Genomic DNA, 23418 nt, shown 5'->3' with positions numbered 1-23418 from the left:
CAACACTTGGTTGGGGCTAAATTTACATTGGTTTGTATCTCGATACTGCGTGTTACTTAGGCTCGCGCAACAGGTACAGCATCAGCTTCAAGGGCGTTTTTGCGATAATGCTGTGAGGCAAATGCGCATCCATTAGCAACCAAGCACCAGCTTTTAGTTCCTTCGCCTCTTCTTCTAATGTGAACGTACATTCTCCTTCGAGTATTTGTGCAATCGCTGGTACTGCTGCAGTATGTTCACTCATTTCTTCACCCTCGGCGAACCCGAAAATAACACCTCGCAAACGCTCACTTTTGTACACAGGACAACTTGTGATACCTGCTTTGGGGATATCCACTTCGCTGGCGAGATCTTCATATAAGGTGTATTCAAACATGATTTAGCTTTCCTTCTTTCTTGCGACAAGCGTTATCGCAGATAGGTTCTTTTCGTATTTGCGGAAAATCTTTCGCATGCCTAACACACGCTTTCTCGCTTGCGGTTTAGTCAGTACGTTTTTCACGATTTTTAAGAACCCACTCAAGCCTTCATCGGCGATAACGCGTTTTGGTTCGAGTAAATGCATTGGAGCAACAGCTTCAAATTCAACGACAAAACCATTCTCTTCCATCAGTGCTTTCCACTCTGCGGGTGTGATGGGTTTTGCGGGGTGTTGAATGGTCTCGGAAACTTCTCTTTGAATTGCGCGCTTTTTATCTTCATCGATAGTATCTGGCGTAATGCACAGTTCATGGATACCGTAACGCCCATGAGTCGCGAGGATTCGAGCAGCCTCAGCAATAATTTCGTTTTTACGCGCATCGGATTGCATCGTCAGCATAGCTTCGCCATAAACCACAGAAGCGCATTCTGGCTCTAACCCTGTCTCTTGTGCATTCCCGACATGACAACGTTGGTTTGCACCCTGTAAGTAAGAGCGAACAATCTCGGCTGCCTGCTCATTTTGTTCTACAGCGGTGTAGCTTGCAGGGGATTTTTCCAAGCACAAGCGTGCGGTGTAACCCATACCGGGCGCGAATTCGACAACGCGGTCATCACGGGTAATTGCCAACCCTTGCAACATTTTTTGTGTCAGCTCTTTGCCACCAGGACGCAGTACTTTCTTACCCAGTTGAGCGAGTACCCAGTGTCCCGGTGTTTTTGTCACTTCTCGCCCTTCATTGGGCATCGCTAATCGTTTAGACATAATGACTCCTAAGCAAAGATGGCGACGGGAACAAAAAGAACGACCAGACCGCACAAGGCAACCCATCGAAATACGTGGCTAATACCGTCCATAACTGTTCTCCTTTCTCAGGTTGGATAAGTTGGCACATCAATCAATAATGATTATTATTTGTATCTTATCCCCCAAGTCCGAATTTGCTGCTTGATAATTATCAAGCTAAGGAAAACAGCGTGCCCGGCTCTATTGTTTCGATCCTTAACGAAGAAGAAAAAACGCAACTCTTTTCAAAACGCTCGCCTTTGCATTGCGATGCTGGACATCAACTGTTTGAACGTGGGGAACCTGCGGAAAATATGTATTTGGTAGAGAGAGGAAAAGTCTCGCTGTTTCGTTTGATGCCAAACGGCGACGAAAAGCTGTTTCGGGTGTTTATGGCGGGAGAAATGATTGCGGAAATGGCGATGTTTATGTCCCCAAGAACCTATCCGATGAGTGCCCGCGTAGATCAGGACACGGAGTTGTCTGTGTTCCACTACCAAGATGTGTTAACGGTGTTTACTCAGTCTCCGCAGACTTCATTAAAAGTCATGAACTACATGACCAATCGCATCCACCAGCTTATGGATACAGTGAACATTTTGACGCAAGTAAACGCGAACCAAAGACTGGTGATGAAATTGGCTGACTTCTATCGCGCTCAATCAAGAAGTGAAGGGAAAATCACGTTACCCGTGACAAAAAAGCTGCTCGCAACACAGTTAGGAATGACGCCAGAGACGCTTTCTAGAACGTTCAAAAAACTGAAAAACGATGGTTTTATTACTGAGTGCGAAAGTCATATCACGCTGCTAGATATTCCCGCCATGTGCGAAGCCGTGGAGTTAGCTCCAGAAATATTCCAGCAAGATTTAGCTTAAACGCCCTAAAACAAAAAAACAGCTCCTAGTGAGCTGTTTTTTATTGTTTCTGAAAGCGATATTCCAGTGCAGATCTTACGCCTTTTTCACAAACTGCGCCGTCACCATCATCTCACCAGCGCCATCAACTTTGCAATCTAGCTGGTGATCTTTGCCGTCTTTGATGCGACGAATCACCGCTTTGGTGCCGATCTTAAGTACCAGCGAACTGCCTTTTACTTTTAAGTCTTTCGCTAACGTGACCTTATCACCTTCTTGCAGCAACGTGCCGTTGGCATCTTTCACGTTTACGGCATCTTCATCTGCCGCCTGAGTCGGGTTCCACTCGTAGGCGCACTCTGGGCAAACAAGATGGTCTTGGTCTGGGTAAACGTATTCTGAGTTACAGTTTGGGCAAGGAGGTAGAGACATAAGTAATTACGAGCTAATGAATTTGCCGTTATGGTAAAGGGTATTGTTCACCTTATCGAGTAGATTTGTCAAAAAACGCCCTCACAGCTTAGCCTTCCCTCTTTGGTAAGGCATTTAAGATAAGGGCGTGTTTCTGTTCGATTAAAGCTCTGTACCGTTAGACGCGATAACACGCTTATACCAGTGGAAAGACTTCTTTGGCGTTCGGTTTAGTGTGCCGTTGCCTAGGTTGTCTCTATCTACATAGATAAAGCCATAGCGCTTACTCATCTCACCCGTTGATGCCGCTACCAAGTCGATACAACCCCACGGTGTAAAGCCCATCAGCGGAACACCATCGGTAATCGCATCGGCCATGGCTTCTACGTGTTGGCGCAGATAATCAATGCGGTAATCGTCTTGTACTTCACCATTTTCATCCGGCACATCTTTCGCGCCCAGACCGTTTTCTACTAAGAACAATGGCTTTTGGTAGCGATCATAAAGGGTGTTCATAGTAATACGCAGGCCAAGCGGGTCAATCACCCACCCCCAATCGCTGGCAGGCAAATGCGGGTTCCTAATCGACTTCACGACGTTGGCTTCACTGGTGTTATTGGCATTCATCTCTGCTGATGCACAACGTGAGGCGTAGTAACTGAATGAGATGAAATCGACTGTGTGTTTCAGCGTCTCGTAATCTTCTTCAAGAATCTCCAGCTTCACGCCTTTTTCATCAAACACTTTCTGTGCGTAAGATGGGTAGTAGCCACGAGATTGAACATCAATAAAGAATAAGTTCTCACGATCTTTTTGCATCGCGGTGAACACATCTTCCGGCTTGCAGCTGTATGGGTAGAAGTTACCCCCCGCGAGCATACAGCCAACTTGGTTCTCTGGATTGATCTCATGAGCAATCTTAGTCACCAGCGCGCTTGCAACAAGCTCATGGTGCGCGGCTTGATATTTCACTTGATCACGGTTTTCACCCTCTTGGAACAACAAACCCGCACCAGAGAATGGGCTATGCAGAAGGATGTTTATTTCATTGAACGTCAGCCAGTATTTCACTAGCCCATCAAAAGCTTCAAAACAGGTTCTTGCGTAGCGTTCAAAAAAGCCAATCATCTTACGATTTCGCCAAGAGCCATATTCGTTCACAAGATGCATTGGCACATCGAAATGGCACAGTGTGACAAGCGGCTCAATACCGTACTTGTGGCACTCTTCAAATACGCTGCGGTAGAAATCAATGCCTGCTTGGTTTGGCTCTAGTTCATCGCCTTTCGGGAAGATTCGGCTCCATGCGATCGACATGCGAAAGGTCTTGAAACCCATCTCCGCTAGAAGTGCGACGTCTTCTTTGTAACGGTGATAAAAGTCGATGGCTTGGTGGCTTGGGTAAAACTCTTCTTCGCTCAATTCCACCGAATCGACAAGGCCGAGTTTGATTGGCATTCGGTTGTCACCATAGGGGATCATATCCACGGTCGTGAGCCCTTTGCCACCTTCTCGGTAGCCACCCTCAGATTGGTTTGCTGCAATAGCCCCACCCCATAGGAAGTTTTCTGGGAACACAGATTTAGACATCTTATTTACCTCTTAACATAGAGCCACCAGCAAAGGCGGCTCTATCCACTATTCAAATCTTGGTTATGCGGAAGCTGGCTTTGCAGGCTCTAACACCGTTTCTTGTTCTTCGGCTTTTTCTTTATTTGCGACGTCTTTATTTGCGATAGCTTCGCCCTCTTCGTCTTCATCGTTCGGGATGTCCTCAAACCCAAGGATTAAAGTTAGAGCAAAAGAAAGCACAATCGACAGAGCAATCAGACCAAATACCCAAGCGATACTCATCGGGTCGTTCACATCAAAGAACTGCACACTGGTGAACAAGCTCGGCGCTGCCATTGAGTGACTCGCCAGCCCTGCCATGCCGGCCAGCGCACCCACGATGAAACCAGTGATCATGGTCGCGATGAGTGGTCGTTTCAGACGAACAAGCACGCCGTAAAGTGCAGGCTCTGAGATACCCGCAAAAATTGCAGACGCCCCCGCCGCACTCGCGGTTTGTTTTAGTTCGCGGTTTTTAGTTTTCCATGCAACCGCAAGACAAGCGCCACCCATGCCGATGTTGGCACCAATTTCCGATGGCATAACCATGCCTTCACGGCCAGTTTCAGCAATGGTTTGAATGATGGTCGGTGTAAATACGCGGTGCATACCGGTCAGAACCAATAGTGGCCAAAGAGCGCCCATGATCGCAACCGACAACCATCCTAGAGTGCTGTGAATGGTGTAAACCAATGCTGAAAGCGCAGTACCAATCCAAATACCTAGTGGACCAATCAAAACAATGGCTAGTGGTGCTGCAATCAATACGATCAGCATCGGTTTTAGGAAGTTCTTCGTCACTGCAGGTGTGATGCTATCAACCCAACGTTCGATGTAAGACAGCGCCCAAGTCATCACCAACACAGGAATAACGGTATAAGTGTATTTCACCGAAGTAATTGGAATGCTGAAGAAGTCAACGTGCTCGCCATCAGCCGCTTGCGCCATCAACTCCATGAAGTTTGGGTGAATCAACACGCCCGCAATCGCGATGGACAGTGACATGTTGGTTTTGAATTTAATTGAAGCAGACGCGGCAACCATAACGGGTAGGAAGAAGAACGCGCCGTCGCCAATCGCATTGAGGATGATCAGTGTTGAAGAATCATCATCAAGCAAGCCTGTCATCTTAAGAACCATAGCCAGCAGCTTCACCATTGAGCCGCCGATGATCGCCGGAATCAGTGGTGACATGGTACCGACCAACGCATCAAGGATCTTAGCGCCAATCACTTTTGGAGTAAGCTTGACCTTTTTCTCTGGTTTACTCGATTCTGATGAAGAAAGGTTGCACAATGCCATCACTTCTTTGTACGCATAAGAGACGTTATTACCAATGATGACCTGACATTTATCACCATTGTGAACCACACCCATCACACCTTTGATGCCCTTCAGTGCTTCTGCATCTATCTTACTTTCATCGCTTAATACAAAACGCAATCGCGTCATGCAGTGTGTTAGTGCCACTACGTTTTCTGCACCGCCCAGCTTCTCTAGTACTGAACGAGCAATGATGCCGTAATCTTTCGCCATCTTTCTCACTCCAATTATTATTCATCAACCTGTAGGGAGGTTGTTTTCTTGCTGCGAACCTTCAAATGAGAATCAACGAAATCGAACACAACAACCAAGTTACCGGTAACATGTTACTGGTAACTATAAGTAAATAAACCGCGTATTCGGAGAACAAGTTCAAAGTGGGATAATGGCTGGAATCCACTGCAAGGTGAATGAAACAGCGAAATCTAAACATGATTCACGTTCTCAAAGACGTAAATCTGATCCGCTATTTCATTGATGAAGCTAATGATGTTGCATATGAGCAAGAAACCATCATTTGAGAGGATTAAGCAGATAAATGTAAGGTAGGTTCAAACGAGAACTAATGAAATGTCATTCGACTAACACGTAGCATCAACGCGAGCAGCGCAAATATGGTCAAGCACAGATAGAGCCAACTAAAACGGCTATCCAAGCCCTCTTCCAGAGAAACAATTACCTGTCGATTTTGCTCTAGATAAACCAACTTATAGGGCGCAGCAACATGTCTGCCTGTTGCGAAGATCACACCAAACTTCACCTCTTGATTGAGCAGTCCGTCTGCGATGCCAGAGTCAGTCAGTGCTTCCACAATCAATCCATTCGGGTGGATTTCCAGATCGTAATAGCTGCCAGACGAGACAATAAATCCTTCAGGCGGGACATCAAAAACCACCACACCACCTGATGCGTGTGTGACCGTTCCTTTATAGTACTTGACTTCTTCCTTGGTTGGTCCTGAGTTAACTTGATAGACGATCAGACCAACAATGGAGAGTAAGATTAACGCCACCAAGTAGAGGTGTGTTTTGATGTAATTAGGGTTGAGGAAACGCATGAATGATAAGACATAGTTCATTTCCTCTCCCAACCCTCATCGTGAATTGGCTTGAGTGGTGCAACAAGCCAGTAAATAATCCAGCAGAACCATGACACAAACAACAATGCACAAACCCATAGAAACTTTTCAGGCCTTCCCGTTTGTCGAGAGGTGGTAATTATCATAAACGGCACGAACCAAGCAATTATGATAATTGCGGTCACTATTGCTCCAGGAATTACGCTCATCTCATTTCCTTACCGTGAACTTCTCACACTTTTAATCAAGAGGTTGCTTATCAATGAAGTTTGTAACATGTCATTTTTCAATAAATAGAGCAAGTAACATTTATAAAACGTTAATTTCGAAACAAAAAAAGCCAGAGTCATTCTCTGGCTTTACTTTAGTTGAGGTGAAGTAATTGCTAGCTTTTCGCTTCTTCCAACTTACGTAAGTTAGTCATTTGCTCCATGACTTTGTCGACTGAGAAGCTTGGGATCTCTTGTCGTGGAGGGAACTCTTTAAATGACTTCAACATCTCTGCGACTTTCTGTTGAGCAGGAACCAACAAGAACACATGCTCAAACTGCCATTTCTTGTAGCCAAAGCCTTGATCGCCTTTCTCAAGTGGATCGACTTGAAGGTCGAAGATCATTGGTAAACGCAAGTTAGTCAGCTCTTTGGTCCAAACATCCCAGCCTTCGTGTTCTTGGATCTTGAAGTGCATCTTGAATCGTTTATCACGCATAGCAAGCAGCTCACCATCGTCAGACCAATAGAAGAACTCATCACGCGCTGATTTGTCTGTTTTACCCGTAATGAAATCAACTTGGTTGTAGCCATCAAGGTGGTTTTTGTAAGTCTGGTCTGCCGAAGAAGACTTATATCCTTTTAGCAAGTCTTGCTTGATGGTGTCATTACCAGCAATGGATAGTAGCGTTGGGAACCAGTCTTCACTCGCGAACATGTCGTTCAGCTTGGTGTTTGGCTGAATATGACCAGGCCAACGAATCATTGCGGGTACTCGGAAGCCCCCTTCCCAACCAGTGTTCTTCTCACCACGGAATGGGCTAAATGCGGCATCTGGCCACGTCGCATTCATTGGGCCATTATCCGTGGTGTAAATCACAATGGTATTATCCGCAATCTTCAAGTCATCGAGCTTATCAAGCAAATCCCCAACCATGTTGTCGTGCTCAACCATGCCGTCTGCGTATTCGCCAAGCCCTGTTGTGCGGTGCTCTGCTTTCACGTGAGTGCTGATGTGCATGCGCGTTGCGTTATACCATAAGAAGAATGGTTTATCGGCTTTGACCTGACGCTCCATGAAGTTCATCGCGGCATCAAGGGTTTCTTCATCGACCGTTTCCATACGTTTTCGCGTCAGCGGCCCTGTATCTTCGATCTTGCCATCCGCATAGGAGTGAATCACACCACGCGGGCCAAAGTTCTTACGAAACTCAGGATCTTTCGGGTAGTCTGGGTTTTCTGGTTCTTCCTCTGCATTGAGGTGGTACAGGTTCCCCATGAACTCATCAAAACCATGATTGGTTGGCAACATGTCGTCTTTGTCGCCCAAGTGGTTTTTACCGAATTGCCCCGTGGCGTAGCCCATGTCTTTTAGCGCTGTTGCCATGGTGATGTCTTGCATTTGCATGCCTTGCGCGGCACCAGGTAGACCAACTTTAGTCAAACCAGTACGAGCTGGCATCTGACCTGTGATAAATGTACTGCGTCCTGCGGTACAAGATTGTTGTGCATAGTAAGTGGTAAATAAAGCGCCCTCTTGAGCAATACGGTCAATATTTGGCGTCTCGTAACCCAACATACCTTGGTTATATGCAGAAATATTGCCGTAACCGACATCATCCCCAAAAATAACCAGCATGTTTGGTTTAGAAGCCGCGTGGGCTGCAACCGATGATGTGGCGGCCACCATCGCAAGCGTTAGTGTAGATTTATTTATCTTCATAATATTATTTCTATAATGGTTCTTGGTTGAGTGAATTAATGAGTATTTTAAAATGAGGAAAAGCAATCCACTCTCACGATTCACGATTCACGATTCACGATTCACGAACAACATTATTTATATTTGGAATTAGACGATGGATATATTCAATACATCCACCGCTTTAAGAATAGATATTTAACGTTTAGCTACGGCCTCTCAACACGATAGGCTGAGATTCATCCACTTGGCTCTTAGTGACTAAGCCACCAGCACGATCTTCATTTCGTCCTTTTAATTTGATACCAGCGTCAACCACTCGTTCATACTTCACTTGATTGCCTTGCGGCATAGTCATATCGATCGTACCCGTGTATGCGTCTTCTCCAGCAACAGCTGCGTTACCAAAGGAAACTGCGAGACCTAGGATTATCAGCCTTTTCATAACTAACCTCTCTTACTCTATTATTGAAATAGTGTCTTGCTAATAACTTGAGCGACAATGATTACTCAAGCTTTATCGATATAATGATATAGAGAAGTTAAAACAAACAAGGAAATATCACCTTTCCAAATTGGACAGGAAATTAACAATGATAATGTTAAAACCAAAAGTTATATTAACTATAACTTAATATATAAGACTAAAAGCGTATAATTAATAAAGGAAATTAAGAGTTTACTAATCTAATATATCGTATTATTACATTGATAAAATATTTAGCGAACTAAATACCAATATATAAAGAAATGACGGTGATGAATTTCCCTTTACCCATTATTTAAGTACGCGCCTTCAGATTTTTTACCGATTTACCTACCTCTCGATAGTACTTTAGATATAAGTCCTTACCTGACTTATCATAAGCCACAAGAGCAAACCTTTTTGTTCCAAAAATAAAAACTCAAAAGTAGGCGGGAAGAAAATGGCTATTCCAAGATACATGAGGCTATAGATAGTGGCAGTATATCGAGCCCACCCAGTGCTATACAAATGAGAGGCAATGTCTCGATTCCAATAAGTCCTTGAATACGTCCCCTGTAATCCGTCAATACTCGCTGGCGATAATATTTTTTTGGGTCTTTAACTCTTTCAATTTCCTCAGCACTAGCAGTTGCGACACACCCACACTCACTGCAATGAGTCGCCTCTGCCGCATTTCCGAAGCCACATGCATTACATGTCCATCGATACTTTACCATCTACCTATTAAACCAAATTCGACCTTTACTGATTTCAGTTAAACACGGAACCAATAATATCCCGAAAGCAGATAAGTATTATTCGAGCAACTTAACTAGAATCCTTGTTAACTGGTGGACGGATTTACAAATCATTAGACGTAAAGTTTGCTTTAAAGGTAAATGCATATGGTGTATCACCGTTTTCACGAAGGGACTGTAGACGAGCTAAAGCCTCTTCTGCTGTTGGGGTATGATTATCCTCAATCCACCAAAGCACATAGGTATCTTCGACTAAACGATGAAACCATTCCCCCTTACGACGCATGAAATCACGATGATGGGTTCGGAACATAAAATTCTTCAGCGTATCCACGTTATCCCACACCGACATATTGATGATCATATTTGGGTCATCGAATAGCTTAATATTGGTGGCATCGCCGGATTCGTCTTTGAGTCGCCAAACAAAGCCTTCACTCTGTTCCGCTATGCCGTTCACCAAGTCGAGATTATCGACGAAATCCTTTATCTCTGGTGCATCGAGTGGGTACTTCGCTAAAGCAATATTCAATTGAGCAAGTTTCATTTCGTCCTCCTTTGCCCTTATTACTGAGAATTACGACTCACTCAGTGATTTTAATCCCGCTTTCAAAAGCTCTACCGTTCCTTGGTTCAAATCCAAGATACAAACTGACTCTTTGTCGACCGGCATTGTGTATATACATTGGCCGGAATCATCATAAATATGACTCCCTCCCATCCCTATCAAATTTGGGTCATTCAAGGCATGAGGCCAATTGCATTGCACGACGAAAGCGCCTGCTTCTTTTGCAATAAGAGATGCTCGCTCGTAGTAGCCCTGCGTTTGCTGCTCTTGCGATTGTTGACCGATGTAGCTGGGCCAAAGGATCAAACTGGCTTGTTCTTGTACCTCAGATAAAAACCATTCGATGTCATCAACCTCTCGACACATGACACTCGTTATTGATGATTGCGCCAAGTTAAGCAGTTCACGTCTTTCGCCTATTGCAAAGAACTTGGCCTCACTTTCCGTTAGCCCGACTTTATTCCATTGCGCTACGACGTCACCATTAACATCGATACATAGGTAGCTGTTAAATATACGCTCGCCTTCCGTTAACGGCGCACCAATAAAAAGCGTGGTCTTGTAATCGAAAGCAAGCTCGCATAACGTCTGAATAGCGTGATGAATAGTTTGAGGCTCCGATTCCTGTTTGATGTTGCGATGGAAACCGCTAAGGCTGAGTTCAGGGAAAACCAGAGCATCTAACGCCCTCATATTCTCAACATGAGAAACGATTGTTTTTAGATTTTCTCGGACCGTCCAACTCATCCTCATCTGAACTACACCAACCTTCACTCTTAGCCACCTCCCTGACCTTTCAAATTTATAGGATTGTTCGGTTACTCGTCTCACTTCGACGTGCCAACCCTTTCAATTCAAATAACTTTTCAATACCTTTTAACACATTCAAATAAGCAATGAGTTTATGAACAAACGGATTCATTCAAAAGCGTGACATCCAGCGAAGATAGAAGCTCTCTAAAAAGAATTCATCACCGAGAACGCTGCTTATTAGGCTCAAGCAATCATGGACTCGTCATTGCTAAAAAAACAATCTAAACAACTAAAAAAGATTCAAAACGTATGGCACGAGAGATGTCGTATTTTGATTTGTCGTCAAAGAGAGCTGGGAGTACTAGGCTCGCTTCTCTTTAGAAAATAAAAAGGAAAAACAAAATGCAATGCCCAAAATGCAATTCTGACTTTGAACAACTGCAAACTCCGCTAGGCGATGTCGAACGCTGCACTGAATGTAAAGGCTTATGGATTGACGCCTACGAAGTGGAAGCGATGAAGCCGTTAGCTGATGTGATTGACTCAGGTGACGAAGAAATCGGAAAAGCCTTCAATGCGATTGATCGTATCGATTGCCCTGTATGCCCAAACAATCAACTGCTTCGATTGGTCGATCCAAAACAGCCACATATCTGGTTTGAAAGCTGTCCTACGTGTAAAGGCCGCTTCTATGACGCCGGTGAATTTAAAGATCTAGCGACACTCGACCTATCTGATTTTTTCAAGAAATTTGGCTTGGTTGAGCGCGTGTAGCTTATTTCTTCTTTCCATAAAAAAGGCGCTGCATTCCCAGCGCCTTGATGATTGATAGCAAACCTATACCGTAGGGATAGAGGCACGCCATGCTTGGTTTTGACTATCAGCGATAGAGCGGAAAAGCTCACGCAGCTCTTTTAGCAAACCTTCTTGGAAGCCAATGTTTTCATCGGCTCTCTGTTTGTCTGCTTGAGCACGAGTTGCTAATACCTCGTCCTCTTTGCTTCGAGCTTGAGCTTTCGTCTGCTCTACATTTGCAGCTGAATTCGCCATTTGGCCAAGTCCCTGCAATACCGCGTTCTTCGATTGGTTTGCGCCCATCATCTTGTCGAACTTGCGGCCACCACTAGACAAAGTATTTGTCGTATCAGTAATGCTATCTTTTGCGAACGCATGAGCACGTCTCACTTGATCTTGTTGAGTTTTCGACAAGTTAGTATTGCCCATTAACTCTTCAACCTGATCAAAGCCTGCTTTTTGCGTCTTCAATACATTGTTACCCGCGACCTCTGCCTTGATTTCTTTACCCGCTTTGAAAGAACCCACGGCACCGATAATAGCAGTCACACCAGCCAATACGCCTGATACTACCGCCATCGCGATCATCGCTTTAGCAGAGTTGTTCAACTCTTCCGCTTGGCTCTTGATGCTTGCAACGTTTGCTTCAACGGCAATTTCACGTTGCAGAACCTGTTGCTCACGGCTTAGCTTAGACACTTGGTAAAGCAGAGTAATCAGAGACAGTGATTGCGAAATGGTATCCGATGGTGACTTAACCACTTGCTCACCATTCAGTGCTTTTTCTGTGGTTTGCATTAATAGATTTACGGTTGGAGCCAACGCGCTCATCAGCTTTTCTACCACACGAGCTTGATCGCCAATCGCAGGGGCTTTTGGCCTATCCAATTGGTAGTTCTTCGCACCCGTTACTGCACGATCATTGTTACCACGGACAGCAGCAGCTTCGGCTTTCGTCTCAGGCATTTTCTCGGCCTGAGTTGTTTTGCCTAGTTCACCCAAACCGTAAAGGTCAGCGCGTCCAGTATTACTAATTTTATCTAACATGGTTGCTCCTTAAACCGTCGCTGGACGACTCATTACCGCTTGCATCGTTTCGCCTTTCGCCTGAATCATCTGCATGATGACACTCATTAGCTCTTGGAAATCTTCCATCAGCTTGGCGATTTCTTGTTTAAGTTTGTCGATCACCGCTTGGCTAAGCGTCATCTTCGCCCTTAAATCTGTAATGTCAGCTTGGATTTCAGTTACATGCGCATTGTTCGCGGCATGAATACTATCCGTGGTCCCCTTACCTACGTTAACAGTAAGGTCGACGGTCTCAGCACCGTAACGGATTGCCTTCGCGGTGGTTGTCGCCGCTTTAGAACCCATATCGGCAATTTTCGCCATGTTTGTCGCCGCTTTGGTTGCGATATCAGTGACTTTTTGTGCAATTGAACTTGCACTTTTCGCCGCTAACTTCGCAATACCACTCGCAGCTGCACCACCAAATGTAACTACGGCGCCAATGACGGCAGTCGCAATCTCTAACGCCATGACGACTTTATTAAGTATGTCGACGTTAATTCCGGCCTCTTTCATCGCCTCTTGAACAGCAGGCTCTTGCAGAGTCATGTTGATTGCGCCCATCACGCCGCCTGCGATCATTAATGCGCCAGCTGCCGCACCAACACCCGTCGCCACCATGATTGCACCAACGACAATAGAAACCACAGCGCTAACCCAACCGAAGATCTTGGAAGCTAAGCCCGATTTTTGTGCTTCTTTCGCTGCCGCTTCAGACTCTTTGATCTTCTCTAGGTTTTCTGCCATTTCTTGTTCGTGCTTCGCTTTCGCTACCTTCACTTCCTGAATTTTGAGCTCGTTTTGAGCGCTTTTCAGTTTGTCTGTGATAGCAGCCAGTTCAACTTCAAAATCATCTGCATAACCTGAGATGATTTTCACTGCTAGCGAGCCCGTACTGTCGGCAACCGCGTGTAAAACCTTGGCAATTGAGTCTACGATTTTTTGTAGCTGCTCCATGGCTTTAAGCGTAAGGTCATTCACCTTATCGCTGACTGCGGCATTTGGTGCATCAAGCTGAACTTTTACCTTACCGGTGTTCAATGCTTCAGCATCTTTACCTTTTACGTTTTCAACGGTTACTGACGGCGATGCATGAGCAGCGGTCTTGTTAACCTTGTTTAACGTAGTTTGGTCAGAATCAGGCGTGTATACCTGACTCTGAATGCGGTCAAGTGCAATAGAATTCATATTCTAGTTACTCCTTTTGTTTCTCACCGCTTCTAACATGATGCCTGCTCGTTGATGCAAGTCTGCATACTCTGATTTCCCAGCAGACATCTCCTTCGCGCTGTAAAACCCACTCTCCGCTTCCGTCAGTTGCTCAAGCTTGAGGTGACATTCTGCAGAGTGGAAAGGTGGGCGTGGATCATTTACGTCCACAAGCGCAGCGTAGCTGTAGGCGTCAAGCGCCTGCAGGTACTCACCCAGTTCCTGACGAGCCGCACCCAAACCAATGAAAAATCGCGCTTGATAGTGATCAAGCATGCTAAGCAGCTGAAATACCTTAGCAGCCTGCTCTATTTTGCCTGACTGGAAAAAGTTGTATCCAACCGCATAAATGTGCTCGATGGTGTCTGCTGATACATCGTGCAGCATTTTTAGCGTGCCCCCCTCTTCCAAAAATGAAAGGAGTTCCTCTGCTTGCATTTGAGATGGGTCAGTTGGCGCGTTTTGTGTAGTCATGGTTATTTATCCTTAAAGGGCTCGTAGGATTTCTTGTAAAATACTGTGGTACTTCTGAACAAATTTGTTCATCGCTTCAACGGTTGCGTTGTACTGAGAACTGGTGTCGTTTAACTCGGTCGTTTTAATCTGCACTTCATCGTTGAGCACTTTAGATTCTGCGGTGACAGAACTGGAGAAATTAGACAGCTTGTCCCCTTTGAAAGAGTCGCTTCCAACTTCCATTCCCTGTTTTACTAAAAAGTCTTTATGGTTGGTGATGTTGTTGTCTTTTAAGTATTTGTATTCAGGAGAAGCCTTAAACGCCGCGTCATTGTCGTAGCCAAAATCGCTGGCTTTAAAGTTGTTCGCTGAATCACCCGGCTTGTAAGTGCCATCAACACTTTGGGTCGAGTGTATTTTTGACTGAACGACACTAAACACTTTCAATTGGATCGTTAGATCTTCGAGTTGTTCTTTTTGCTCGTTACGCTTTTCAAGGCGGTCGACTCGGCGCTCGTTTAGAGCAAACAAGACGCGTTCATCAAAGCGGTCACCGATACTAGATTCAATCACCGATAGTAGGTCACGAGCGGTCAATGCGTGCTCGGCATTCACTTCTTTACTGCTAACTTCCTCTGGTGTGATTTTGCCCAAACGATCATTGAGCTTTTCTAGGTTCTCCATCATTTTTTGATGACGAGCAATGAAATCCGTCCCGATGTCTTGGCCTGCGACTATTTTGTCGAAAAGGAGTCGGATATCTTGTGCGGTGTTTTGTTTAATCCGCTCAAGTTGCTCCGGTGTTGTTTGAGTGACCTGGACATCGAGCAAGCCGTTATAGAACGCATCGATCTGAGTGTTGATAAGCGCAATGGCTATATTGGAGAACAAACTCGATAAGGTGATCGCACTAGGATCCGATTTTATTCTCGCGATTTCGGCATCAAGGATAGTTTGCAGTTGAGCAACACCACCTGCGCCGTAAGCATTTTCAAACTGTCCTTTTACTTGTGTCGCTAAGCCATTTAGCGCATCGGTAAGTTCCTGCTTAGACATGCCTGGAATCCAAGCAATCTTGTTCGCCAAGGCCTGTGCATCATCGGTGCTGATGGTGATCCCAATGTTATTGAAAGAGGCAACAAGTTGAGCGGTAACAGCAGCTCTAAAGCTTTCTTCTGTTAAGAAGTAGTCTGAATTCTTAAGCTCATTAAGGTTGACCGAACCAAGATTACCAAAGGCATTTCGCAAGAACGGAATAGCACTCTCACGAACCTCACTGGCACTCATTTGCACTGCCAGTGCATTTACAAACGAGCTAATCTCTGCCGTTGCTGCTTTAAGGGCGCTCGTATCTAAAGCTTCAATTTGCAGTGCTTGGTTACTCTGGCTTCCCAAACGGAAATTAGCGACAAAATCGGTCGGAAGCGAGCTGTCGACCTTGTCTTTTAGCTGTGTGCTAAACCAAGATTGGAATTGATGTGCGAGCGTAGTATTAACGCCCATCTCCACTTCTTTAGGTGCGATCTGACCATTCAACGCTTGGTGTTGCAGTGACTGCATCCAGTGCGCAGCGGTCTCAGCGGCAGCAGTCCCGGTAAAGGCATCTTGCTTCTTTAACAAGGTTTCCAATGAGTCTGCATAAAGATCCAAGCTTTCTTGTTCGGTGCGCCCAACGACCATAGGTAATTGGCGAATCAATGACTCCAATTGATTCGGGTCGATACGGGCATCGCTTAGAATGGGAGAAAGGGTCTTAACCAAACTCTGCTGGAATGCGATCTGAGAATCACGATTGGCTGTTGTATTGAGAACTCCGGTGATGGAGTTCATGGCTGTCATATCCGTCATGTAAAAACCTCTAGATCACCATGCCACGCATCATGGTCGGTCGCTTGCGCCTAGTGCCTTTGGTGCTCGCGGCTTGCGGTTGATGCTGTTGTTGTCTGCGGCGTTGTACTTCTTCAAGCAGCTCATGCTCTGCTTGCTTCATCAATTGAGGCGAAGCGTTTAACCCATCGAGCAGAATGTTGCCTGCTACCGGACCAACGCCTAATCCTTCGAGTAGTTCATTGAATACGTCAGTCCTGTCTTCTGCATTGCGAATAGCAAGTTCTGAGTTTTCAATGGTTTCAGTAAAGGGTTGCTTCATCTTGGGTCCTATCTTAAAGCGAAGCATCTCTGGGATGCTGTCAGTAACAGTCGAGAGTTTTTACTTTTTTCTCTTTTTAAGTGGGCGGTAATCACTGAGGCGCAAGAAGTACCAATCTTCTTGTTCATCATGGCTCGCCCCACAGGCGCGTAAGTAGAATTGTGCTAACCGATGGCTGCTCATGTTGCTACCTCGCAATACATCAACGTTGCCACGGATAGCCCAGTCGAGCGGGTACAAACGGATGGCATGTTCTGCGAGCATAAATAGCGCGGAGAAAGGGTTGCTTAGACCTTGGTTTGGGCTGATTCTTCGCAGCAATACGATGATGATTTCGCCCTCTTCGACACGAAAGACCAGCTCCATCCCATCACATTCATAACGATGACCAAGTAAGATGGTACTTTTCTGCCAAAAGTAGGGCGTCACTTCGATGCCTGACGCCACTAGAGACTGAGTGAGAAGGCATTTCATCACATACCTACCCTGCCAAGCGGTTGAATATTGATTTGTTGCGTCAGCTCTTGGAACGACAACACCGGCAACTCGTAGTATTCAGATTCAATCAGTTTGCGTACGTAACGACGCACGTCCATCGACACCACCAGCACAGGCTTATTTGGCATGCGGCTTAAATCACCAATGGTTTGCTTAACGTCGCTGACAAATTGCTGAGTGACAGAAGGGTCAAGCGCCAAGTAACTGCCCGCAGAAGTCTGGCGAATGCCGTTACGGATCGTATCCTCCAAACTCTGATCCAACAGATAGGCTGGCAGCATGTTTTGACCGCTGGCGTACTTGTAACAGATATAGCGTTTCAAGCTTGAGCGGATATATTCCGTCAGCTGTACCACGTCTTTCTCCTTCTGGCCCCACTCCACCATGGCTTCTAAAATCACTCGTAAATTACGAATAGAAATGTCTTCAGAAACCAAACGCTGCAGGATTTCCGTCATCTTTTGCAGAGGCACAATACGTTGCGCTTCTTTCACTAGTTCGGAATAGCTGCCTTCCATTTGCTCAAGCAGATAGCGGGTCTCTTGAATACCGATAAAGTCTTGCGCGTACTCTTTCAAAACGTGAGACAAGTGATAAGTCAGAATGCGATCGGGGGTTAAAAAGCCCACATGGCTGTTTTGCAGCTTTTCGTGATGACTTTGATCGACCCAAATACTCGTAATGCCCGGCAGAAAATCGTCATCTTTTTCGTAAGGTATGCCCAGCAAATCAATCTGTTCATTACCTTCTGTCACCAGCAGTTTTTCGCTTTCAATTCGCCCACGAGCAACGGGGACTTCTTGCAATTGAATCAAGTACTCGCCGTTACTCATTCCTTCGTTGAAGCGTAAGTGGATACCGGGGAACGGCACACCGAGATCGAGATAAAGCGCACGTCTGACTCGTGCAAGCTCATCGTTCAGAGCCACGGCTTCTAAACTCTCTTGTAAGCGAGAATCCAAGTCGATGAGCAGCGGTACTGTCATCGCAAACTCTTCTTGCTCACCCAGCTTGCCTTTGCTATTACGAGATGGCGTCGGTTTATTAGGCTTAGCCGCTGGCGAACCAGCACCTTGGGCGACGAAGCTAGGTAAATCAGAACTGTCGGATTCGTGTTGTTTTTTCTGTTGGTAGAACAAGAAGAAGCCACCACCGCCAACAATCGCGGCAAGAATCAGGAAGGTAACCTTCGGGAAGCCCGGAATAAGAGCAAACAAGATAAGCAGAACGCCACCAACCAACAAAGCTCTTGGCTGAGCAGTCACCTGACCACCAATATCTGAGCCTAAGTCAGAAGAGTCCTCGTTTGAAACACGAGTAACGATGATGCCGGCCGTGATAGCGATAAATAGTGCAGGGATCTGCGAAACCAGACCATCACCGACGGTTAGGATTGCGAACAGCTCAAGTGCCTCAGAGGCAGACATGCCCTTTTGAGTCACACCGATGGTGACACCACCGAGAATGTTTACCACGATGATAATCAGGCCCGCGATTGAGTCGCCTTTCACGAACTTCATCGCACCATCCATCGAGCCATACATTTGGCTTTCTTTTTCGATCAATGAACGGCGGTGACGCGCCTCATGAACATCAATAACCCCAGCACGCATATCGCCGTCGATACTCATCTGCTTACCTGGCATCGCATCAAGAGAGAATCGAGCGCTGACTTCCGCAACCCTTTCAGAACCTTTGGTGATCACCATAAATTGAACAATGGTGATGATCAGGAAAACAACAATACCCACCACCAAGTTACCGCCGACCACGAAGTTACCAAAGGTATATACGATCTGGCCTGCATCGCCTTGCAGCAAGATAAGTCGCGTTGTCGTAATAGAAAGCGACAAGCGAAACAAGGTGGTGATCAAAAGCACGGCTGGGAATGCAGAGAATTCCAGCGGTGTCGTGATGTAGATAGCCAACATCAATAAGACGACCGCAATACTCATGTTGGTACCGATCAAAACGTCCACGAGTGCCGTAGGTAAAGGCAAGATCATCATAAAGACGATCGCAAGTAACATCACGGCAAGCATGATGTCTTTACGCTGTCCGACTTTGTTTAGAATATCGATCAACTTATTCATTTGATTCACTATTTAGAGATTGTAGATAATGTCGATGCGCGCGGCGGGCACCTTCAACATCCTGTTGTTTCCAGCGAGCTTGGCTTAGGCAAAACCACAAGCCCGCTTTATTTGAATGTTCGGTTTTCAATAAGCTTTCGCACAACTCGATTGAACGTGTGTATCGACCCGAATTCAGGCATGCCACTGCTAATGTTTGGCGAGCTTCTTGATGCTGAGGTTCGATTTCCAGCAGTGCATCAAGCAAGGTAATCGCTTGTTCCGGCTTTTGATATTGAACTTGGAGTGCAGCGTGGATAAGCAACAGCTCCACGTCTTTCGTTTGCAACATGGGGCTTAAACCTGAATCAGTAGATTCAACGCCATGGTGAGATAACGTTGGTCTAATTGGGTACTTTGCAGTGTTTCCAGTGCCTGATTGAGCGCGTGCGAACCATTTTTCTGCGCCAATTCCTGAAGCCGCAGCTGAGTGGTATCAAACTGTTGACGGTATTTGTCTGGGCGAAGTAGCTCCGAATGCGTCAACTTTGGCTTGGCAAGCGACATCAAGTACTGCTCAGAGGGGCGAAGCTCGTACAGTTTCTCTAGGTGAGTCGCGATGGCTTGACCATCAGGCAACAGTTGAAAGCGCTGTGGGAAGTCGTTTTCAACTTGTTCAAGTGAAACGTGAGTAAAGCCTTCAATACCAACGTTTAATGTACTGATGCGACTCATGAATCCGCCACATCTTTATGTAAACGAGCCAGTAGAGCGAACGCTTGTTCGATGGTTGGCAAGGTCACTTCATCCCCTTCAATTTGTGCAGAGAAGACCAGTGTCTGTTCATCCAGCAACCCAGTCTTAATGAGAAATGGCCAACCTTGACCTGCATGGCAAAAACTCAACGCCTTTTTAATCGGCTCATTCGACTGGTGCCAAGGCAGCGGTTTCGCCAGCATAAGAAACAGGCAGTCCTGATGCTTCTCGATATGCAGAGTGCCGCTTTGCTCGAAGCTCAGTTGAACACGTCCTGCTGACGAGAAGTCCACCGCTTCAAGTCCCATTCCTCGGCAAAAATCATCCACTGACGCATCAATCCAATTCATCGTCCCACATTTCCTCTTCTTCTAAATCAATCGCTTCATCAAGCGCCTTTTGCACAGCTTGTATTAGGTTTTGTCGCTGTTCTTCGTCGTTAAATACATCAATTGGAATATGGCGAATCAGTTTGTGCAGTTCCCTAAAAAAGCTAATTTTTCGCTCCGTGGATGCCAACTCCATGGCGTTCACTAGGTTCCATATCTCGGCACTTCCAACCCAACGCTGTTCAACCAAAGCGATGACATCTGACATCAAATCAGTAACTTGATAAGCCATAGTTTGCCTGCTGAGGTTTGAACATCTGGTAGAGGTTACTAACTTGGTCTTGAAGCGTATTCAACGTCTTAAGTTTTTGCATATCGGACATCAGAAGCTGAAGCTTAACGGAGTCAATATTGCTACCTTGAACGCTCAAATCTGCGCTCATGCCCTGCAACATAAAATCGACCGCCGTGGAGACCTCTTTTGCACCAAAACGCTCAACCACATCCTTGTATGCTGAGCCTAAACCTTCGTAGCTATGTACCGTGTCGCGATAGAAACCACGCAATTGGTGCAAACTGCTAAAGCCTTGCTCTTGGCTGTATTCATCCGCGAAGCTTGAAACACGAATTTCAGTATCAATCTGAGCCCAAGAGTCCGGGTTCTGCTCAAAGGTCAGAATGGCTTGGTCTATCAGCGCTAATAGGTTCTTACTTTCCGGATTGGCTCCGAGGAACTTTTTCACTGCTTGCAGCGCGAGGTACTGATGACTCTTCTCTTCAGAGAATCCGTTGAGGTACGCCTGTAACTGAGCAATCGTTGATAAGTTGCCGCTTGCCATTTTGGTAGCAAGGTCTTTGATCTTTTGGTTCTTCTCAAGATCAGGCACTTTTCTTAGGTAATCAGAAACCAGCTCATGCGCTTCATTCACGCGAATGCTGCCGTCTTTCACTTTGCGTTTCGTGAGATCTTTTTCTGCTTTTTCTGAACCTAACGCCGTCAGCTCTTCCATTGCATCAAACAACGACTGAGTTGCATTGTGTACGCGGACAGTTTCACCTCGATAATTACCATTGACTGAGGCTCCCGTGCGGGAAGACTCAAGGTTACTTCGAATTGGCGCGTCAAATTTGTTGCCCGTTAAAATTTGGCTATTGATAGTGCTCATTGATTTGCACTCCTTCCTACAATAAGAGCGAATTATAGGAATTGCATTTTTAATCGGCTGTCAAAATCAGACGTGTTTTTTTAGGGCGTTTTAAGTTTTCTAAAAACTCCCGACCAATAGTCACTATAAATACGGCGCCATCCTTTCTATTCTCCCAGCATCAGTTATTGCGCATGTTTTCTTAAATTGAACGACTTCTCATACATCACCGAAACTCAACAATCGGCCATCAAGCAAACGCGTTTGATCCAAATCCGTGGTCGCGTGACTCAGGTTACTGGCACCATTATCAAAGCCGTTGTGCCTGGTGTTCGTGTCGGCGAGCTTTGTGAGCTACGTAACCCCGATCAAACCTTGTCGCTGCTTGCGGAAGTGGTGGGTTTTCAGCAACACCATGCGTTGCTTACCCCACTTGGCAACATGTTTGGTATTTCCTCCAATACCGAAGTGAGCCCGCTTGGAAAAATGCACGAAGTCGGCGTTGGCGATCATCTGTTAGGGAAAATACTCGATGGCCTGGGCCGGCCATTCGATGGTTCTCAAAGCACTGAACCGAGCGCTTGGTATCCGGTTTATCGTGATGCGCCGCCACCAATGCAGAGAAAGCTGATCGAAAAGCCGATTTCGATGGGCGTGCGCTCCATCGACGGATTGCTCACCTGTGGTGAAGGACAAAGGATGGGCATTTTTGCTGCGGCTGGCGGTGGTAAAAGTACCCTGCTCGCCAAGCTTATTCGCTCTGCCGATGTCGATGTAACCGTGCTTGCCCTCATCGGTGAAAGGGGCCGTGAAGTAAGAGAATTTATCGAGCACGACCTTGGCGAAGAAGGCATGGCAAGGTCAGTATTGGTTGTCGCAACTTCAGACCGGCCAGCAATGGAACGAGCCAAAGCGGCGTTCGTTGCAACCTCCATCGCGGAGTACTTCCGCGACCAAGGTAAGCGTGTCCTGCTGCTGATGGATTCGGTGACGCGTTTTGCCCGAGCTCAACGTGAAATCGGCTTGGCAGCTGGCGAGCCGCCAACACGACGAGGCTATCCGCCTTCTGTTTTTGCTGCACTACCAAAACTGATGGAACGTGCAGGTCAATCAGACAAAGGCTCCATCACCGCGCTGTATACCGTACTTGTGGAAGGCGACGATATGACTGAGCCAGTGGCCGATGAGACGCGTTCGATACTCGATGGTCACATCATTCTCTCTCGCAAACTGGCGGCGATGAACCACTATCCAGCCATTGATGTGCTTCGTTCAGCTAGCCGTGTGATGAACCAAATCGTCGATAAAACTCATCAAGCGTCCGCGGCTCACATGCGTGAAATGCTGGCCAAATATGAAGAAGTCGAACTGCTGATCAAAATTGGTGAATACCAACACGGCGCCGACAGTCGCGCGGATATGGCCATCGCACAGGGAGATGATATCCGAGCGTTCTTACGCCAAGGCACGCACGAGCCAAGTGAGCTCGAAGAGACCGTCACACAGCTGCGTGGGCTTGCAGGCTTATGATCGAGCAATTGCTAGAGATAAAAAAAATTCGTGCAGACCGTGCCGATCGCGCGGTTCAGCAACAAGAGTATCGAGTCAATAACGCACGAGCCTCACTCCGAAAGGCGGAACAGTCTGTCGTTGATTATCGTCAATGGCGCGAAGAGGAAGAAGAACGGCGCTTTGCGAAAGCCAAACAGAAAACTGTCGTTCTAAAAGAACTTGAAATATTGCGGCAAGAAATCGCGCTGTTAAGGGAAAGAGAAGCCGATTTAAAACAACGAGCTGCAGAAGATAAAAAGGCATTGGAACAAGAGAACCAGCGACTCAAGGAAAGCAAGCAAGAAGCTCTGGCCGCCCATAAAACCAAAGAAAAATTCATTCAATTAAACGAACAAGAAATCGCTGAGCAAGCACGCCAAGTGCAGTATCAAGAAGAGCTCGAACAAGAAGAGTTTCGCAGCGTTGTTGTTTCATAGAAGGTAAAG

26 protein-coding genes are annotated in these 23418 nt (G+C 46.1%); 4 read left to right on the top strand and 22 right to left on the bottom strand.

The window, feature by feature from the left end; all coding sequences use genetic code 11:
* Positions 1-52: 52 nt before the first annotated feature.
* Both L1076_RS11825 and L1076_RS11820 read right to left on the bottom strand, forming a co-directional pair.
* Positions 53-376, bottom strand: a complete 324-nt coding sequence (locus L1076_RS11825) for a cupin domain-containing protein (protein ID WP_009698239.1) — start codon at positions 374-376, stop codon at positions 53-55.
* Between the two features lie 3 nt (positions 377-379).
* Entirely contained in the window at positions 380-1186 is an 807-nt protein-coding gene (locus L1076_RS11820) for a class I SAM-dependent methyltransferase (RefSeq protein ID WP_054755813.1), read from the bottom strand.
* Positions 1187-1398: 212 nt separating this feature from the next.
* Between L1076_RS11820 and L1076_RS11815 the strand changes: the two genes are divergently transcribed.
* Positions 1399-2085, top strand: coding sequence for a cyclic nucleotide-binding domain-containing protein (locus tag L1076_RS11815; protein ID WP_054755812.1), 687 nt, complete (start codon positions 1399-1401; stop codon positions 2083-2085).
* Between the two features lie 75 nt (positions 2086-2160).
* Here L1076_RS11815 and L1076_RS11810 read toward each other — a convergent pair whose 3' ends face one another.
* The 8 genes from L1076_RS11810 to L1076_RS11775 form a co-directional block, all read right to left on the bottom strand.
* A complete protein-coding gene (locus L1076_RS11810; RefSeq protein ID WP_005426222.1) occupies positions 2161-2496 on the bottom strand; it encodes a zinc ribbon domain-containing protein YjdM in 336 nt (111 codons plus the stop codon).
* Between the two features lie 141 nt (positions 2497-2637).
* Entirely contained in the window at positions 2638-4065 is a 1428-nt protein-coding gene (locus L1076_RS11805) for a 6-phospho-beta-glucosidase (protein ID WP_054755810.1), read from the bottom strand.
* A 63-nt stretch (positions 4066-4128) separates the two neighbouring features.
* A complete protein-coding gene (gene ascF, locus L1076_RS11800; RefSeq protein WP_237303655.1) occupies positions 4129-5622 on the bottom strand; it encodes a PTS cellobiose/arbutin/salicin transporter subunit IIBC in 1494 nt (497 codons plus the stop codon).
* 349 nt (positions 5623-5971) lie between these two features.
* A complete protein-coding gene (locus tag L1076_RS11795; RefSeq protein WP_054755808.1) occupies positions 5972-6487 on the bottom strand; it encodes a hypothetical protein in 516 nt (171 codons plus the stop codon).
* A gap of 385 nt (positions 6488-6872) precedes the next feature.
* Positions 6873-8420, bottom strand: a complete 1548-nt coding sequence (locus L1076_RS11790) for an arylsulfatase (protein ID WP_009707066.1) — start codon at positions 8418-8420, stop codon at positions 6873-6875.
* Positions 8421-8604: 184 nt separating this feature from the next.
* Positions 8605-8844: a hypothetical protein gene (locus L1076_RS11785; protein WP_054755804.1), complete on the bottom strand. Its 240-nt coding sequence runs from the start codon at positions 8842-8844 to the stop codon at positions 8605-8607.
* 882 nt (positions 8845-9726) lie between these two features.
* Entirely contained in the window at positions 9727-10170 is a 444-nt protein-coding gene (locus L1076_RS11780) for a DUF3291 domain-containing protein (RefSeq protein ID WP_054755800.1), read from the bottom strand.
* A 30-nt stretch (positions 10171-10200) separates the two neighbouring features.
* Entirely contained in the window at positions 10201-10965 is a 765-nt protein-coding gene (locus L1076_RS11775) for a nitrilase-related carbon-nitrogen hydrolase (RefSeq protein ID WP_054755798.1), read from the bottom strand.
* A 381-nt stretch (positions 10966-11346) separates the two neighbouring features.
* Between L1076_RS11775 and L1076_RS11770 the strand changes: the two genes are divergently transcribed.
* Positions 11347-11718: a zf-TFIIB domain-containing protein gene (locus L1076_RS11770; RefSeq protein ID WP_005528920.1), complete on the top strand. Its 372-nt coding sequence runs from the start codon at positions 11347-11349 to the stop codon at positions 11716-11718.
* A 63-nt stretch (positions 11719-11781) separates the two neighbouring features.
* Here the strand turns inward: L1076_RS11770 and vopD are convergent, their stop codons facing one another.
* Genes vopD through sctW form a run of 12 tightly spaced genes read right to left on the bottom strand, consistent with a single transcriptional unit; the run spans position 11782 to position 21442 of the window.
* Complete coding sequence (vopD, locus tag L1076_RS11765) at positions 11782-12786, bottom strand: type III secretion system translocon subunit VopD (protein WP_237303653.1); 1005 nt, start codon at positions 12784-12786, stop codon at positions 11782-11784.
* Positions 12787-12795: 9 nt separating this feature from the next.
* Positions 12796-13995, bottom strand: a complete 1200-nt coding sequence (gene vopB, locus L1076_RS11760; protein ID WP_237303652.1) for a type III secretion system translocon subunit VopB — start codon at positions 13993-13995, stop codon at positions 12796-12798.
* A gap of 3 nt (positions 13996-13998) precedes the next feature.
* Entirely contained in the window at positions 13999-14490 is a 492-nt protein-coding gene (gene vcrH / locus L1076_RS11755) for a SycD/LcrH family type III secretion system chaperone VcrH (protein WP_005426175.1), read from the bottom strand.
* A gap of 12 nt (positions 14491-14502) precedes the next feature.
* Positions 14503-16320: a virulence-associated V antigen gene (locus L1076_RS11750; RefSeq protein ID WP_237303651.1), complete on the bottom strand. Its 1818-nt coding sequence runs from the start codon at positions 16318-16320 to the stop codon at positions 14503-14505.
* A 10-nt stretch (positions 16321-16330) separates the two neighbouring features.
* Positions 16331-16621 (bottom strand): LcrG family type III secretion system chaperone, encoded by a 291-nt coding sequence (locus L1076_RS11745; protein ID WP_005426293.1) that lies wholly within the window; start codon positions 16619-16621, stop codon positions 16331-16333.
* Between the two features lie 60 nt (positions 16622-16681).
* Positions 16682-17095 carry an LcrR family type III secretion system chaperone gene (locus L1076_RS11740; RefSeq protein WP_038866895.1) on the bottom strand — a complete coding sequence of 138 codons (414 nt, stop codon included), beginning with the start codon at positions 17093-17095 and terminating at the stop codon, positions 16682-16684.
* Entirely contained in the window at positions 17095-19221 is a 2127-nt protein-coding gene (gene vcrD, locus L1076_RS11735; RefSeq protein ID WP_343231848.1) for a SctV family type III secretion system export apparatus subunit VcrD, read from the bottom strand. The genes L1076_RS11740 and vcrD overlap by 1 nt, the downstream gene beginning before the upstream one ends.
* Positions 19205-19543, bottom strand: a complete 339-nt coding sequence (gene vscY / locus L1076_RS11730; RefSeq protein ID WP_237303649.1) for a type III secretion system chaperone VscY — start codon at positions 19541-19543, stop codon at positions 19205-19207. Before vscY ends, vcrD begins: the two co-directional genes overlap by 17 nt.
* A 5-nt stretch (positions 19544-19548) precedes the next feature.
* Entirely contained in the window at positions 19549-19926 is a 378-nt protein-coding gene (gene vscX, locus L1076_RS11725) for a type III secretion system protein VscX (protein WP_038875761.1), read from the bottom strand.
* On the bottom strand, positions 19923-20297 hold the full coding sequence (gene sycN / locus L1076_RS11720; RefSeq protein ID WP_038875764.1) for a type III secretion chaperone SycN: 375 nt from the start codon (positions 20295-20297) through the stop codon (positions 19923-19925). The genes vscX and sycN overlap by 4 nt, the downstream gene beginning before the upstream one ends.
* Positions 20284-20568, bottom strand: a complete 285-nt coding sequence (locus tag L1076_RS11715) for a TyeA family type III secretion system gatekeeper subunit (RefSeq protein WP_005426113.1) — start codon at positions 20566-20568, stop codon at positions 20284-20286. Before L1076_RS11715 ends, sycN begins: the two co-directional genes overlap by 14 nt.
* Positions 20549-21442, bottom strand: a complete 894-nt coding sequence (sctW, locus tag L1076_RS11710) for a type III secretion system gatekeeper subunit SctW (RefSeq protein WP_237303648.1) — start codon at positions 21440-21442, stop codon at positions 20549-20551. The genes L1076_RS11715 and sctW overlap by 20 nt, the downstream gene beginning before the upstream one ends.
* A gap of 186 nt (positions 21443-21628) precedes the next feature.
* On the opposite strand from sctW, the gene vscN reads away from it, so the two are divergent.
* Positions 21629-22951, top strand: coding sequence for a SctN family type III secretion system ATPase VscN (vscN, locus tag L1076_RS11705; protein WP_038875771.1), 1323 nt, complete (start codon positions 21629-21631; stop codon positions 22949-22951).
* Positions 22948-23409 (top strand): YscO family type III secretion system apparatus protein, encoded by a 462-nt coding sequence (locus tag L1076_RS11700; protein WP_237303647.1) that lies wholly within the window; start codon positions 22948-22950, stop codon positions 23407-23409. Before vscN ends, L1076_RS11700 begins: the two co-directional genes overlap by 4 nt.
* Positions 23410-23418 lie beyond the last annotated feature (9 nt).

It is taken from the genome of Vibrio sp. MMG023, assembly GCF_021654215.1.
Classification (GTDB): Bacteria; Pseudomonadota; Gammaproteobacteria; order Enterobacterales; family Vibrionaceae; genus Vibrio; species Vibrio jasicida.
The sequence above is the reverse complement of the archived record's forward strand: the minus strand, read 5'-3'. Positions and strand labels throughout refer to the sequence as shown.

Coding starts and splice junctions, on each gene's coding strand:
- L1076_RS11825 (WP_009698239.1), bottom strand. CDS start 376: ATGTTTGAATACACCTTATATGAAGATCTCGCCAGCGAAGTGGATATC.
- L1076_RS11820 (WP_054755813.1), bottom strand. CDS start 1,186: ATGTCTAAACGATTAGCGATGCCCAATGAAGGGCGAGAAGTGACAAAA.
- L1076_RS11810 (WP_005426222.1), bottom strand. CDS start 2,496: ATGTCTCTACCTCCTTGCCCAAACTGTAACTCAGAATACGTTTACCCA.
- L1076_RS11805 (WP_054755810.1), bottom strand. CDS start 4,065: ATGTCTAAATCTGTGTTCCCAGAAAACTTCCTATGGGGTGGGGCTATT.
- ascF (WP_237303655.1), bottom strand. CDS start 5,622: ATGGCGAAAGATTACGGCATCATTGCTCGTTCAGTACTAGAGAAGCTG.
- L1076_RS11795 (WP_054755808.1), bottom strand. CDS start 6,487: ATGAACTATGTCTTATCATTCATGCGTTTCCTCAACCCTAATTACATC.
- L1076_RS11790 (WP_009707066.1), bottom strand. CDS start 8,420: ATGAAGATAAATAAATCTACACTAACGCTTGCGATGGTGGCCGCCACA.
- L1076_RS11785 (WP_054755804.1), bottom strand. CDS start 8,844: ATGAAAAGGCTGATAATCCTAGGTCTCGCAGTTTCCTTTGGTAACGCA.
- L1076_RS11780 (WP_054755800.1), bottom strand. CDS start 10,170: ATGAAACTTGCTCAATTGAATATTGCTTTAGCGAAGTACCCACTCGAT.
- L1076_RS11770 (WP_005528920.1), top strand. CDS start 11,347: ATGCAATGCCCAAAATGCAATTCTGACTTTGAACAACTGCAAACTCCG.
- vopD (WP_237303653.1), bottom strand. CDS start 12,786: ATGTTAGATAAAATTAGTAATACTGGACGCGCTGACCTTTACGGTTTG.
- vopB (WP_237303652.1), bottom strand. CDS start 13,995: ATGAATTCTATTGCACTTGACCGCATTCAGAGTCAGGTATACACGCCT.
- vcrH (WP_005426175.1), bottom strand. CDS start 14,490: ATGACTACACAAAACGCGCCAACTGACCCATCTCAAATGCAAGCAGAG.
- L1076_RS11750 (WP_237303651.1), bottom strand. CDS start 16,320: ATGACGGATATGACAGCCATGAACTCCATCACCGGAGTTCTCAATACA.
- L1076_RS11745 (WP_005426293.1), bottom strand. CDS start 16,621: ATGAAGCAACCCTTTACTGAAACCATTGAAAACTCAGAACTTGCTATT.
- L1076_RS11740 (WP_038866895.1), bottom strand. CDS start 17,095: ATGAAATGCCTTCTCACTCAGTCTCTAGTGGCGTCAGGCATCGAAGTG.
- vscY (WP_237303649.1), bottom strand. CDS start 19,543: ATGTTGCAAACGAAAGACGTGGAGCTGTTGCTTATCCACGCTGCACTC.
- vscX (WP_038875761.1), bottom strand. CDS start 19,926: ATGAGTCGCATCAGTACATTAAACGTTGGTATTGAAGGCTTTACTCAC.
- sycN (WP_038875764.1), bottom strand. CDS start 20,297: ATGAATTGGATTGATGCGTCAGTGGATGATTTTTGCCGAGGAATGGGA.
- L1076_RS11715 (WP_005426113.1), bottom strand. CDS start 20,568: ATGGCTTATCAAGTTACTGATTTGATGTCAGATGTCATCGCTTTGGTT.
- sctW (WP_237303648.1), bottom strand. CDS start 21,442: ATGAGCACTATCAATAGCCAAATTTTAACGGGCAACAAATTTGACGCG.
- L1076_RS11700 (WP_237303647.1), top strand. CDS start 22,948: ATGATCGAGCAATTGCTAGAGATAAAAAAAATTCGTGCAGACCGTGCC.